This is a genomic window from Oleiphilus messinensis, assembly GCF_002162375.1.
Classification (GTDB): Bacteria; Pseudomonadota; Gammaproteobacteria; order Pseudomonadales; family Oleiphilaceae; genus Oleiphilus; species Oleiphilus messinensis.
In genome coordinates, this window is the sequence record NZ_CP021425.1 from 5,226,323 (window position 1) to 5,240,092 (window position 13,770).

Genomic DNA, 13,770 nt, shown 5'->3' on the forward strand with positions numbered 1-13,770 from the left:
GAAAACAGCTACTATGCTGTGAATATTCAGTGGAGAACACTGCAGTTCTGCTGAGTGGAAACCCAGGGTAGCGCTTGCTGTCCTCATTAGTTTTCCTTTCCTAGTTGTTATATCTGTTTCGAGGCAGTAATTACTGCCTCTTTTTATTTCCCCGCTCTGAACGATTGCTTTGCTCAAGTCCTTTGGCTGCTTGTCAGAACCGCTGTTGTAGCGCTGACGCTTTTACAATCTGAACCTTCCGGTTAAACACGATTTGCCCCGCCCTCCTGCGACCTAACCAAGAACAGGTCGATAACACTTCATTTGAATTGACTCAAGGTGTGAATCATGATTCACTAAACACATAATGTGAATTTGTGTTCACACTATCACGCTCACTGAAGACATTCACGGTACAACTATGGCTTATCGAGAATCCCCCGAAATCGCTGCGAGAAAAGCGGAACTCAGGGAAAAAATATTAAATGCGGCACAACAGCTGGTATCTGAGGGTGGTTTTCGAAACGCATCCATTCAGTCGGTGGCACAGCGTGCAGACATTGCGACAGGCACGGTGTATAAATATTTCAAATCTAAATCCGTTCTGTTTTCAGAAGTCTTCCGTCGGGCAACTCAGATTGAAGTCGACAAAGTTGCAGAGGCGATCAATCAGGAAGGCACCATATCTGAGCGGCTGGAGCAGGCCGTGAACTGCTTTTGCCATCGAGCAATCAAAGCCAACCACCTCGCCTGGTCACTGATCGCAGAACCGGTTGACCCGGAAGTGGATTTGGATCGATTGAATTACCGGAAAAAATACGCCGCTCTATTCGCCAATCTTATTGCCGAAGGGGTCGACAAAGGCGAGCTTCCGACTCAAGTGCCATCGGTGAGCGCTGCAGCACTGGTTGGTGCCTTGGCTGAAACCCTGGTCGGCCCACTTTCTCCAAATTCACCGAATTCCCCAGTCTTCAATGCCAATATCAATCAAGATGAAACCCTGTCAGTCGACGAAACTCTGACACTCGATGAATCAGCGCTGATCCGAGAAATCAGCCGGTTTTGTCATACAGCTATATCAGGTCACCCACCACCTTGCCGCCGCGATACAACGTTGCCGGGCCCAAACGAACAGGAGCAAAAATAATGACAACACATACTCAACAAAGCCGTTACCCGATGGCAGAAAAATGCCTGGCAACGACCCACGAAGTTCAGAATCAACCTACGGAGCTGGTCGATTACAACCTGTTCAGCACAGATACAGCACTGCAGGAGAGCGTTGCCCGGGAAGGCGGAAGCTGGGGCCTTCAAGAGCTGAACGATTTTGGCGCGCTGACGGGGCAACGGGATTATATTGAGCTGGGCTATCTGGCAAATGAAAACAAGCCGGCACTTCACACCCATGATCGCTTTGGCCATCGGATCGATCTGGTAAAGTTTCATCCTGCTTACCATCGTCTCATGGAAACATCGATCAATCACGGTTTGCACTCATCTCCCTGGAGCCAGCCCAGAACCGGTGCCCATGTTGTACGTACCGCAAAATGCTATATGCAGAGCCAAATTGAGGCTGCACACGGCTGCCCGATCACCATGACCTTCGCCGCGATACCCAGCTTGCGCAATCAACCCGAGCTGGCGGCGGTCTGGGAACCGCTAATCACCTCACGACACTACGATCCGGCCAACATACCGGCATTGGCAAAAAAAGGGGTGACGATTGGCATGGCGATGACCGAGAAGCAGGGTGGCTCTGACGTTCGAGCCAATAGCACAAAGGCCTATCCCATCGGATCTCCAGGCCCGGGCGAACTCTATGAACTGGTTGGCCACAAGTTCTTTGTGTCCGCCCCAATGTGTGACGCATTTTTGGTTCTGGCTCAGACCGAGAAGGGTTTATCCTGTTTCTTACTGCCCCGTTGGCGGCCCGATGGCAGCAAAAACCCGCTACAGATTCAGCGCCTGAAAAACAAGATGGGCAATGTCGCTAATGCTTCATCGGAAACTGAGCTGCGTGGGGCACTGGCCTGGATGGTCGGTGAAGAAGGTAAAGGCGTAAAAACAATCATCGAAATGGTCTCGCTCACCCGCTTCGATTGCATGATGGGCTCCTCTGCGGGTATGCGTGCCGCAATAAACCAGGCACTCCATCATTGCCAACATCGGAGCGCATTCGGTAAAAGACTGATTGATCAACCACTAATGCAGAATGTTCTTGCTGATCTTGCACTTGAGTCAGAAGCAGCGCTAACACTCACGATGCGGCTTGCCAATGCACTCGACAACGGTGACCAAGAACACGACTCTAATTTGATCCGGATTGCAACGGCGATTGGCAAATACTGGATTTGCAAACGAACCCCCAATCACGCCTATGAGGCAATGGAATGCATTGGTGGAAGTGGTGTCATGGAGGATTCACTCATGCCACGCCTGTTCCGGGAGTCACCAGTCAATGCAATCTGGGAAGGTAGCGGCAACGTGCAATGCCTTGATGTGCTTCGCGCAATGTATAAAGAACCTTCAACACTGAATGCTTACTTTCAGGAAGTGCAACGCAGTCGGGGTGAAAACAAATACCTTGATACGTGCATAGACCAACTGTATCGCGCGCTACAGGATACCAGCCAATTTGAGTACAATGCCAGAACACTGGTTGACCAGATGGCCGTCGCATTACAGGCATCACTGTTAATTCAAGCGGGAAATACCAACATCGCCGACAGTTACTGTCTTGCCCGTCTATCCCAAACCGGTGCCCACCATTATGGCACCCTGCCAAAAGGGGTGGATTGCACCGGAATAATTGAGCGCGCCGCCTTAAAAAGATAGGATGAGTATGAGTACGGAATAGCGCTATTTGAGCGCCTCTGGCAGGCACAGAGCATCTAGCAAACAGAGGGCATCAACTATTCAAGCACAGGACACTCAGTATGCCACCAAACACTCAACGCACTTTACTTTGTTCAATTGATGAGATCGAACCGAACAACGCCAGAGGGTTTGAGATTCAAGGACAATCCATATTGGTCGTGCGCCACGAAACGCAAGTGTACGCCTATCTGAACCAATGCCCTCACACCGGGGTTGAGCTGAACTGGATGCCAGATCGATTTATGGACTTGGAGAAAGAGTATATCCAGTGCTCGGTTCACGGCGCGCTTTTCAAGATAAACAATGGATTATGCATTGCCGGCCCCTGTCAAGGTCGGCACTTGCAAAAGATACCCGTAGCCATTGAAAACAATTTGATTTATGCAAACCCGGACCTGATTTAGTCTTTGACAACCTGAACGACCACAGGATCATGGAGATATATCTCCTCTTGGGAAATACGAGTACGGTAAGCATACACTTCTACCCCCTGGTTCACGGCCTCGGAGAGGTTTTTTGCATATTCAGGATCAATATGCGCCGCCGCGGAGACGGTTGCCATGGTCGTATGGGAAACACAGAAGAACAAAACTGCCCGATGCCCAGCCTGCACCATTTCCATCAACTCCCGTAAATGCTTCTGCCCTCGGGTACTCACTGCATCGGGGAAATAACCGAATCCGTCGTCTTCCTGCAACGTCACATTCTTAACCTCGACGTAACACTTACGCACATCATCTGCATGATTCTCAAGGAGTATGTCAATGCGGCTATTTTCCGAGCCATACTTCACTTCCCTGCGAATCGTCTGATAGCCGCTCAATTCGGAAATAACGCCATTTTTGATCGCCTCTTCAACGAGCTGATTCGGCCGGGCAGTATTAACACAAACCGTTGCGCCATTTGGTAACTCAGCCAACTCCCAGGTCAAGGGTAACTTACGTTTGGCATTCCTTGAGTCCCACAACCATACCCGGCTGCCGGGATACAGACAGTTTTTCATCGATCCAGTGTTGGGACAATGAACAGTTACAACCTTTTTCTCGCCACTCTGTTGCAGTTCTACATCGGCCAAAAAACGTTTGTATCGTTTTATCAATACCGCCTCCAACAGCGGCTCTTCATAACGCATAACACAAGTTCCCAAATAAAATTCATCGTTTTGACACAAGGCTATCTTAACGTACTGCGCCGGACAACCGCACTTTAAAACACAAATTTCGCCCTAATACAGTGCAAAACCATCGAATCAAAAGACTCAGTGAAACCGGGGAAGTCAACAATACGCCAAAAAGATGCTAATCTGTATAAATCACTAAAATGACTTCGAAAATATTGGCACTTCAAAAACGAATCTGCTATTTTTCGCAAGCTCGGACAACAGGGCGGTCTGAGATTAAAGGTTTTGACCCCCAGGAACATGAAAGGCACCGGTGGTAGAGCATTCAGACCGAATTGAAATGGTGTTGAATCCAGTCCACTTGAAATTTTGAACAATGGGCAGTAAAGAAGAGGCCGACTCGGCCGGATCTTCCAGACAGTGAGTACGAGGCAGCACTATGCCAGAAAATAAAACTGAATTACCAAAATCTACTGACGGCTTCACCAATTTCACCCCCTACCAACCCCAGGACGGTGAAGAATACATGAGTGATGGGCAGCTGAAGCACTTCCGGCATATTCTAATGGCCTGGAAACAGGAGCTCATGGAAGAAGTTGACCGTACCATGCATCACATGCAGGAAGATGCCGCCAACTATGCTGACCCTGCAGATCGCGCTACACAGGAAGAAGAATTTAGCCTGGAGTTGCGTACCCGGGATCGCGAACGAAAACTGATTAAAAAGATAGACAAAACTATCGATCGAATCGACAAAGATGATTACGGCTTCTGCGATTCCTGTGGTATCGAAATCGGTATCCGCCGTCTTGAGGCCCGACCTACAGCAACGCTGTGCATCGAGTGTAAAACCGTGGCCGAAATAAAAGAGAAACAAACCGGAATCTAACGGATAGCCGGCGCATGTTCTGTGTTTTCTCTACTGCCAAAAATTCCTGCACTTACGTCACAGCGGAACATCTTGGCACACCGGTTTTCTGATTCAGGGGAACCGGTGAATACGCCTCTTAATCCCCCATTCCCCGCCAGCCCACGGCCAAACTAATGTATCGAGGTCGATTCGCACCATCACCAACCGGTAAACTCCATATGGGATCACTGGTTGCTGCAGTGGCCAGCTATCTTGATGCCCGCGCACATCACGGTGAATGGCTCGTCCGAATCGAAGATATCGACCCTTTACGGGAGCAACCGGGGGCCACAGACGCCATACTCGAAAGCCTGGAGCGACACGCGCTTTACTGGGATCAGCCAGTGCTCTACCAGTCCAAACGTTCCGAACACTATGAAGCAGGATTATCCAGACTTGCGGCGGCAGAAAAGCTTTATTGGTGCCCCTGTAGCCGCAAAATGCTGGCTCGGCATAACGGCCGACACCAATATGACTGCCCAACCATCTTCAATGCTGCACACGACACTCCCGCCCCTGCTGAGAGCGCACTGAAATTTAATCAGGCCACGACCGACTGGACTTGGCAGGATGCAGGCTGTGGAACGCAAAAATTCCATACCACTACGATCAGTGATGACTTTGTCGTCAAACGAAAAGAGGGGTATTATGCCTATCAACTTGCTGTAGTGATTGATGATATCGACCAGGAAATAACCCACATCGTGCGGGGCCAGGATTTGCTGGACTCCACCCCGATGCAGCTGAGTCTCTATGACACCTTAAGCACGCCCCCCCCTTTTTACCACCACACGCCATTGGTCTGCGGTCAAAACGGCCAAAAGTTAAGCAAGCAGAACAAAGCCCCCGAACTCGAAAACACCAAAGTACGGGAAAACCTCCGCTACGCACTCGAATTTTTGGGACTTCCAGTGCCAGAAACAATGCAGCCATGTGATCCGGAAACACTCCTGTCCTGGGCAGCGACACAATGGCTTAATACCCTTGCGCGCAACACCCGTAATCGTTAAACGTAAATGTCAACACCCCCTTTTTCCGGTATGTGATCAAATACCGCAATACTGTGATTTTATTAATCCAGAAGATGTAGGCTCCCGGACAAATGTGATAACATCACTCGTTTCAGGCACATGAGCCCCTGATACGAGTGGTGCTAAAGCCAATCATTGTAAATGTGCTTTAATCAATCGTGCTCATGGCAGGTTTGGGAATATATGTAGATGGTAAATAACAGCCAGCAATGTACTTATACCGCTTAGTATTTTTGCTCATTTTGAGTATTTACGTTTTCTCTCCGGTAATTATGGACTGGTGGATCGACCCCGGCAGCTCATGGTATCGCCCCTATCTGATCTGGCTATTCATAATTGGCCTGTCATACTGGCTGGAACAACGACGGGATAAACATGAGCTTTAACCTGTTACAACTGTTGTTGATTGGCCTCGCTTACCTCTCCGTTTTATTTGGTGTTGCTTACGCAACAACAGCAGGCTGGGTTCCCCGTCAGTGGGTTAACCATCCCGCAACCTATATTTTATCGCTAGGCGTCTACGCCAGTGCCTGGGCACTGTTCGGATCGGTTGGACTTGCCTATGAGAACGGGTTCGGCTTTCTTGCCTATTATCTAGGTGTCTGTGGTGCATTTCTGCTCGCTCCGGTGTTATTGGTTCCCATACTGCGGATCACCCGTACATTTCAATTATCTTCACTTGCAGACTTATTGGCCTTCCGGTACCGAAGTGCCTGGGTGGGCACAACCAGCGCCCTGGTTATCCTGGTATCCGGCATAATCCTCATTGCGCTACAAATTCAAATTGTCACATCCACGATTAAAATCCTCGCGCCGCACTCATCGAAAAACACCCTGGGCATTCTCTTCTGCTTCATCATGGTTGCGTTTGCGATCATGTTTGGTGCTACGCGCACCAGTGAAAACGAGAAAAGCGAGGGACTTATTGTTGCAATTGCATTTGAGTCTATCGTCAAACTGGTCGCCTTCCTTGCCATCGGTTTCTTTGCTATTTATGAAATCTTCGGCGGTTTTACCGAGATGAATGAGTGGCTTGACGCCCATGGCAAACGGGTCAGTGCGTTCGAACGACATCTGGATGACGGCCCCTGGCGCGCCTTGCTGCTGATTTTCTTCGCCTCCGCGATTGTTGCACCCCACATGTTCCATATGACATTCAAAGAAAATCTCTCGCCGCGTTCACTTTATAAAGCAAGCTGGGGTGTTCCGCTTTATCTATTTCTGATCAGTCTGCCAATCCCCCCGATTCTATGGGCCGCAATCAAAACGGGCTCTCCAACTATCCCGGATTACTTTACCCTCGGAATCACAATCACCACGAACTCGCCGGTGATTGCGGTAATCGCTTATATTGGGGGCCTCTCTGCAGCGAGCGCACTGATTATTGTTACCACTTTGGCACTCTCCTCTATTTCCCTGAACCATATCATTCTGCCAATTTACCGACCACTGGATAAAGCCAATATCTACAGCTGGCTGAAATGGATCAAGAGTGCACTCACATTCAGCATTCTGGCAGCAGCTTACCTGTTCTACTACACCTCTACTGAACACCTCAGCCTGGCAACGCTAAGCACATTGACATCCTCAGCGGGGCTACAGTTGCTCCCGGCGGTACTCGCCGTTTTATTTTGGCCGATTGGCAATCATAAAGGTGTTCTGGCGGGACTTGTTACCGGCCTGGCAATCTGGTTCTTTGCCATGTTTGTACCGGCCGTGTTTGCTTATGACATTTTGCAAGCTTTGCCCTTCGACCTCGACTACCAGCTTTCAATGGATCACTGGCATATCTACTCGCTGGGCGGGCTCACCATCAATGCGATGTTGTTTGCACTGATATCGCTATTTTCCACCACTCCAGCCGCAGAACAAAGTGCCGCACAGTCCTGCTCGGTCGATGCATTGTCCAGACCAGCACGACGAGAGCTCGAAGCAGGCTCTTCTGAAGACTTCAAAATTGCGCTCAGCAAACCACTGGGGCAAAAAATGGCGGAACGAGAAGTGTCCGACGCCTTAAAAGAACTTAATCTACCGGAGACCGAGTACCGCCCCTACGCACTGCGCCGGTTACGGGATCAGATTGAAGCAAACCTGTCTGGACTCCTGGGCCCGTCAATCGCTCAGGAAATTGTCAAGCGTCACCTGAGTTACAAGGTGTCGGAACAACCCAGAGGGCGTGACATTCATTATGTCGAACGCACACTGGAAGATTATCAGTCCCGCCTGACCGGCCTGGCAGCCGAGCTTGACAGCTTGCGCCGCTATCATCGCCAAACGCTGCAAAACCTCCCTATTGCAGCCTGTTCACTGGGCAGTGACATGGAAATCCTGATGTGGAACCAGGCAATGGAAGAGTTAACCACAATCAGCTCCAATGACGTTATAGGCTCGCGCATATTTACGTTGCCCATGCCGTGGAGCGAACTGCTGCTGAGCTTTGCAGAGGGCATAAATGCACACCTGTATAAACAACGCATTGACCTACTGGGTACACCGCACTGGTTAAGCCTGCACAAAGCCATGATCGACGGCCCGGAAAATACCGAACAGGGCCAGGTTATTCTGGTAGAAGACAATACCGAAACCCAGTTACTGGAAGACAAACTGGTCCACAATGAACGCCTCGCCTCTGTCGGACGCCTGGCAGCAGGGGTAGCCCACGAAATTGGCAACCCGGTTACCGGTATTGCCTGCCTGGCACAAAATATGAAACTGGAAACGGACAATGAAGCCGTTCTGACAATTTCCCAGCAGATCATTGATCAAACCAAGCGGATTTCTAATATTTTACAGTCCTTGATGAATTTCTCCCGATCCGGAAACTACGCCCAACCCATGGCAAAAGATTCATCAAACATGCGCCGTTGTGTCCAGGAAGCCATCGACTTATTATCCCTGAGCGACAAAGAACTGGATATCGAATACCTTAATCTGGTTCCCAGCGATCTGGCCGTTGTCGGTGACGAACAACGCTTGGTACAGGTTTTCATTAACTTGCTCGGCAACGCAAAAGATGCCTCGCCTGCAAGCAGTATTATTCGTGTGACTGGTAAACTGGACGGCTACTCCGCTATCATAGAAGTTACCGATATGGGGTGCGGCATTCCCGCCGATCAGCTCGATCACATATTCGAACCTTTTTATACAACCAAAGGGCCCGATAGAGGCACCGGGTTAGGATTATCTCTGGTATACAGCATTATTGAAGAGCACTACGGCCAAATTGAAGTCGCGAGTCCCGCGGACTCAGTCACCGGCCAAGGCACTAAAGTGATCATCAACTTACCAGCTCAAATTGAAAAACTCACAGAAAGATCAGACGAACCAGGTTTATAACTATGAATCGCATACTTGTGGTTGAAGATGAGGATATCATTCGTTCCGCACTGCAGAAACTCCTCACGCACAATCAATATGAGGTGGATTGTGCAGGTTCGGTGGATGAAGCACTAAGTAACTTTAACGTCACCGAATACGACCTCGTGATCACAGACCTGCGACTTCCCGGCAGGCCCGGCACGGAGCTCATTGATGCCGCCAGCCCGGCCCCAGTGTTGATTATGACAAGCTATGCAAGTCTGAGATCAGCAGTCGATTCGATGAAAATGGGCGCAGTTGACTACATCGCCAAACCCTTCGATCACGATGAAATGCTGGCAGCAATTGCCTCGATTTTAAATCGTAAACAGTCTGTTCGAACTGAAGCGACAACAGAAGAAACCCCCACCGCCTCCGGTCAACCCCTTGAAATCAAAGACCTGATTTACGGTGAATGTGAGGCCATGGAAAAGGTCTTTCATTTGATTGGTAAAGTCGCACCAACAGATACAACCGTGCTGATTCAAGGTGAATCCGGAACCGGTAAGGAACTGGCTGCCAGAGCTTTGCATCAGTTCAGTGTCAGGAATGGCAAGCCACTAATTTGCGTGAATTGTGCCGCGATACCGGAAACACTCATTGAATCAGAACTATTCGGGCACGAGAAAGGCGCTTTTACCGGTGCAGTCAACGCACGAAACGGCTTGGTTGAGGCTGCAGACGGCGGCACACTGTTCCTCGATGAAATCGGAGAGCTACCACTGGAGGCCCAGGCCCGATTATTACGCGTACTACAAGAAGGCGAAATACGCCGTGTGGGTTCAACCCAATCAAAGCAAGTCAATGTGAGACTCATTGCCGCAACACACCGGAATCTACGAGCCCTCTCCAAAACCGGTGAGTTTCGGGAAGATCTTTACTATCGCCTGAATGTCATGCAAATTCGTTTACCCGCGCTCAGGGAACGAGGGGATGATCGCTTGGGGTTGGCCAAACGCTTACTCGATAAAATTTGTGAGAAAGTGGGTCGCTCAAGAGCCCAGTTATCTCCGGAAGCAATGCTGGCTATCCAATCCCACAACTGGCCAGGTAATGTACGTGAACTGGAAAATGCAATAGAACGAGCGGTTATTCTGTGTGACGGTGACGTGATCGATGCACCATTGCTCGACCTGGAAACCGATACTGAAGTGCACAAGTTATCAACCGGACTTGCCGCATCTTCCAACGAAAGCCATGACGAAAAACCGCAGGATCTGTCATTGGAGGACTACTTTCAACATTTCGTTCTCGAAAACCAGGACAAGATGAGCGAAACCGAACTCGCGCAGAAACTCGGAATCAGCCGCAAAAGCCTGTGGGAAAGAAGACAGCGACTCGGTATTCCACGCAAGAAAGCGAACAAATAAACTTCATCCGGACGACCTTCCAACACCACGTATTATCGAATTACTCTTCTTCCGTGCCCCGCTCTTGCAACATTCAGCCGCTCCGGCAAGTGCGTGAGAAAGGGCGGCGCGAAGGGAGATGACGGGTAAAACAAGCAGATCCCCTGTGACAGAACGATCACTTCAACCACACCCCCCCAACATGTCCAAAATTTAACAGGACATTTATCAAATAACACCTATACTAAAAATAACGACAGTACAACTACCCACTAGGTGGTACACTAGATCAAACAAAATAAACACGAGCTGCATTTACATCCTCCCAACTCGAAAACTGACATGTTACTCACCCCGACTCGTGTTACCTGAAGAAACACAGAAAAAGATAAATCAGTCCAGTGAGGTAACAAAATTAGTAACACCACTCTAATTTCAAATCCCCCAAAAATGCTATCCCATTGATTTTCTTGAATTAGCAATTCCTGGCACAGCCCCTGCAATATTTAGCGCAAACAAAAATAACAAACTTAGTAAAACAAAAATAAAAACCCACACTGGCCTATAAACAAAAATAACAAAAGGCATAGAGTAAGTCGGAGTTCATAATTCGGTCTTACAGTAGGTGAAATAAATAGACAAATATTCAGACAAGCTCAAAACAAAAATAAAAACAGTTACAAATGCAGCGTCTTAACTTAACAATATTGTCGATTTAATACTTACTCCGAAGGATGTGTCGATGAAACTTATTAGCATCAAACGTAGCCTAACGGCAACCAAGATGCCTTACGAAAACGCTATGGGACAAGGACGCAACAACAATAACAAATTGTCTACTCTTCTCAGCATGGGAAAGCGGCTGCTTTCCCTGTTTGCTCCTTTACTAACATCCTGACGCAAATCGTTTCCAGCAACGGGTCATCGACCAAGCTGCAACCTCTAACACCACCCTACTCGCCAAGTTGTCAACATTACTGTAGACTTAGCCAACACCGGGCTTGATAAATCTCTGAATAGAGCATAGTAAAACAAGCCGATGACCATAATCCAACTACTATAATGACGGGCACATACCGTGTACATCAACAGATTGAGCCCACAATAAAGTGGTACGTTTTTCTGTGACAAAACCAAGGCGTCATGATTAAAAAATTACTCGATTATTTACCAGGCAATAAAAGAAAAAAAGCCTTACCAAGTCAGCCAAAGCTGAATATCATTCCCCGCTCTGAACACCATGTATCTCGGAACGATATTAGCGATCACGCCCTGAAAGTTCTTTATCGTCTTAACAAAGCAGGTCATGAAGCCTACCTGGTTGGAGGTGGAGTTCGTGATTTACTGTTGCATAAACACCCTAAAGATTTTGATATCGCAACCAGCGCTTCGCCTGAAGAAGTACACAATCTCTTCCGAAATTCCCGCTTGATTGGCCGCCGATTTAAACTGGTTCATGTTTTATTCGGGCGGGAAATCATAGAGGTTGCAACATTTCGTGGTCAGCATAAAGAAGATGACAAACACAGTGCCAGCAGTGAAGAAGGCATGATCTTGCGGGACAATGTTTACGGCACCAAAGAAGAAGATGCGCTAAGAAGAGACTTTACGGTTAACGCACTTTATTACTGTGTGAAAGACTTTTCAATCCATGACTACGCCAATGGTCTTGAAGACCTGAATAAAAAACAGCTCAGACTGATCGGAGACCCGGACACCCGATACCGCGAAGATCCTGTCAGAATGCTTCGGGCAGTTCGCTTTGCAACTAAACTGGACTTTGATCTCGAGCCATCAACGGCGAAGCCAATTACGGAGCTGGCAGACTTGCTAGCGCATATTCCGTCTGCGAGACTCTTTGAAGAAGTTCTAAAACTGTTCATGTCAGGCCACGCATTGGAGAATTTTCTCATGCTTCGGGAACTCGGCCTGTTCAAACACCTGTTCCCGGATGCAGATGCCTGCCTGAATCAAAACAATGAACGGGATTACCGATTTATTGAAATCGCACTCAAAAATACAGATATTCGCATCAAACAAGACAAGCCGGTAACCCCTGCGTTTCTTTACTCTGCGTTTCTCTGGCTACCATTACAAGACGAATGGCAACGCTCGCAAAAAGCAGGCAATTCTGCATTCCCGGCATTACACATGGCGGCGAACAAAGTGATCGACCGACAGACCAGGGCAACCTCGATTCCAAAACGATTTGGTATTCCGATGAAAGAAATCTGGGAAATGCAGCTACGTTTGCCAAAACGTCAGGGAAAACGAGCGGAACAGATTGCGAGCCATCCCCGCTTCAGAGCCTCTTACGACTTTTTGCTGCTCCGGGAGCAATCAGGAGAAAATCTGGATGGACTTGGTCAATGGTGGACGGATTACCAAAAATCCGACGCTCACAGCAAGCGTAAACTGATAAAAGACACCGTTCCCAACGGCCCCAGAAAACGCAGCAGAAGCCGCTCCGGCCCAAGGAAGAAACCCGGTCAAAAGCCAAATCAATAGGCTATCGCAACTAGCCTGGAACGCCAATTAATACAGATTTGCAGTTAACAAGAATAACAAGGGAGTCCTTTTGGCAGCATCTCATACCGCACCAAAAGTCTACATTGCGCTCGGCAGTAACCTCGCCGACCCTAACGCGCAATTGAACGAGGCCATCAGTCGACTACGTCAGGTAAGCGGTATCACAATCACCGCTTACTCCTCGATCTATAGCAGCCACCCGGTGGGCCCTCAGGATCAACCGGATTACGCCAATGCCGTCGTCGAAATTACAACTAATCTGTCGCCACAGACATTACTCAAAGTCCTGAAGAATATTGAGGCCGAACAAGGCAGAACTGCTGGACGGCGCTGGGGAGAACGCCTAATTGACCTAGATATCATCCTATACGGCAATCAAGAGATCCGAACCCCCGATTTGACCATCCCTCACCTGGAAATGGCAAACCGGAACTTTGTATTGCTTCCCTTGGCTGAAATAGCGCCCCATACAACCCTTCCCTGCGGAACAACAATCCTGGCGCTGATTGATAAATGTCCCGACAACCCTCTGCACAAAATTGGCGCTTTCAAGCATTGAGCCCAGCCCAATAGACTCGACAAATGCGCTGAAGCAGGGAATACTGGTCAAGCAGTATC

The 13,770-nt window shown here is 48.8% G+C and carries 10 protein-coding genes; 9 read left to right on the plus strand and 1 reads right to left on the minus strand.

What is annotated here, in order from left to right:
- Positions 1 to 400: 400 nt before the first annotated feature.
- The 3 genes from OLMES_RS22680 to OLMES_RS22690 all read left to right on the plus strand — a co-directional run bounded on the left by OLMES_RS22680 (position 401) and on the right by OLMES_RS22690 (position 3,260).
- Positions 401 to 1,126: a TetR/AcrR family transcriptional regulator gene (locus tag OLMES_RS22680; RefSeq protein WP_087463350.1), complete on the plus strand. Its 726-nt coding sequence runs from the start codon at positions 401 to 403 to the stop codon at positions 1,124 to 1,126.
- The gene (locus tag OLMES_RS22685) at positions 1,126 to 2,814 is read left to right on the plus strand and encodes an acyl-CoA dehydrogenase family protein (RefSeq protein WP_087463351.1); all 1,689 of its coding nucleotides are present in this window, start codon (positions 1,126 to 1,128) and stop codon (positions 2,812 to 2,814) included. Before OLMES_RS22680 ends, OLMES_RS22685 begins: the two co-directional genes overlap by 1 nt.
- 101 nt (positions 2,815 to 2,915) lie before the next feature.
- Positions 2,916 to 3,260, plus strand: coding sequence for a Rieske (2Fe-2S) protein (locus OLMES_RS22690; RefSeq protein WP_087463352.1), 345 nt, complete (start codon positions 2,916 to 2,918; stop codon positions 3,258 to 3,260).
- On the opposite strand, the gene sfsA is transcribed toward OLMES_RS22690, so the two are convergent.
- Positions 3,257 to 3,988 (minus strand): DNA/RNA nuclease SfsA, encoded by a 732-nt coding sequence (gene sfsA, locus OLMES_RS22695; RefSeq protein WP_087463353.1) that lies wholly within the window; start codon positions 3,986 to 3,988, stop codon positions 3,257 to 3,259. The two genes, OLMES_RS22690 and sfsA, sit on opposite strands and share 4 nt — an antisense overlap.
- A gap of 427 nt (positions 3,989 to 4,415) precedes the next feature.
- On the opposite strand from sfsA, the gene dksA reads away from it, so the two are divergent.
- The 6 genes from dksA (at position 4,416) to folK (ending at position 13,711) form a co-directional block, all read left to right on the plus strand.
- On the plus strand, positions 4,416 to 4,865 hold the full coding sequence (dksA, locus tag OLMES_RS22700) for an RNA polymerase-binding protein DksA (RefSeq protein WP_087463354.1): 450 nt from the start codon (positions 4,416 to 4,418) through the stop codon (positions 4,863 to 4,865).
- A gap of 155 nt (positions 4,866 to 5,020) precedes the next feature.
- Positions 5,021 to 5,896 (plus strand): tRNA glutamyl-Q(34) synthetase GluQRS, encoded by an 876-nt coding sequence (gene gluQRS, locus OLMES_RS22705; RefSeq protein ID WP_087463355.1) that lies wholly within the window; start codon positions 5,021 to 5,023, stop codon positions 5,894 to 5,896.
- 396 nt (positions 5,897 to 6,292) lie between these two features.
- Positions 6,293 to 9,253 carry an ATP-binding protein gene (locus OLMES_RS22710; RefSeq protein WP_087463356.1) on the plus strand — a complete coding sequence of 987 codons (2,961 nt, stop codon included), beginning with the start codon at positions 6,293 to 6,295 and terminating at the stop codon, positions 9,251 to 9,253.
- 2 nt (positions 9,254 to 9,255) lie between these two features.
- Positions 9,256 to 10,644 carry a sigma-54-dependent transcriptional regulator gene (locus OLMES_RS22715; RefSeq protein WP_087463357.1) on the plus strand — a complete coding sequence of 463 codons (1,389 nt, stop codon included), beginning with the start codon at positions 9,256 to 9,258 and terminating at the stop codon, positions 10,642 to 10,644.
- 1,122 nt (positions 10,645 to 11,766) lie between these two features.
- Complete coding sequence (gene pcnB, locus OLMES_RS22720; protein WP_087463358.1) at positions 11,767 to 13,131, plus strand: polynucleotide adenylyltransferase PcnB; 1,365 nt, start codon at positions 11,767 to 11,769, stop codon at positions 13,129 to 13,131.
- 70 nt (positions 13,132 to 13,201) lie between these two features.
- Positions 13,202 to 13,711, plus strand: coding sequence for a 2-amino-4-hydroxy-6-hydroxymethyldihydropteridine diphosphokinase (folK, locus tag OLMES_RS22725; RefSeq protein ID WP_087463359.1), 510 nt, complete (start codon positions 13,202 to 13,204; stop codon positions 13,709 to 13,711).
- The last annotated feature ends 59 nt before the right edge of the window (positions 13,712 to 13,770 follow it).

Bases quoted from the DNA above. Each gene is read 5' to 3' on its own strand.
- sfsA (WP_087463353.1), bottom strand. From the start codon at position 3,988: ATGCGTTATGAAGAGCCGCTGTTGGAGGCGGTATTGATAAAACGATAC.
- dksA (WP_087463354.1), top strand. From the start codon at position 4,416: ATGCCAGAAAATAAAACTGAATTACCAAAATCTACTGACGGCTTCACC.
- OLMES_RS22680 (WP_087463350.1), top strand. From the start codon at position 401: ATGGCTTATCGAGAATCCCCCGAAATCGCTGCGAGAAAAGCGGAACTC.
- gluQRS (WP_087463355.1), top strand. From the start codon at position 5,021: ATGTATCGAGGTCGATTCGCACCATCACCAACCGGTAAACTCCATATG.
- OLMES_RS22690 (WP_087463352.1), top strand. From the start codon at position 2,916: ATGCCACCAAACACTCAACGCACTTTACTTTGTTCAATTGATGAGATC.
- OLMES_RS22715 (WP_087463357.1), top strand. From the start codon at position 9,256: ATGAATCGCATACTTGTGGTTGAAGATGAGGATATCATTCGTTCCGCA.
- OLMES_RS22710 (WP_087463356.1), top strand. From the start codon at position 6,293: ATGAGCTTTAACCTGTTACAACTGTTGTTGATTGGCCTCGCTTACCTC.
- pcnB (WP_087463358.1), top strand. From the start codon at position 11,767: ATGATTAAAAAATTACTCGATTATTTACCAGGCAATAAAAGAAAAAAA.
- OLMES_RS22685 (WP_087463351.1), top strand. From the start codon at position 1,126: ATGACAACACATACTCAACAAAGCCGTTACCCGATGGCAGAAAAATGC.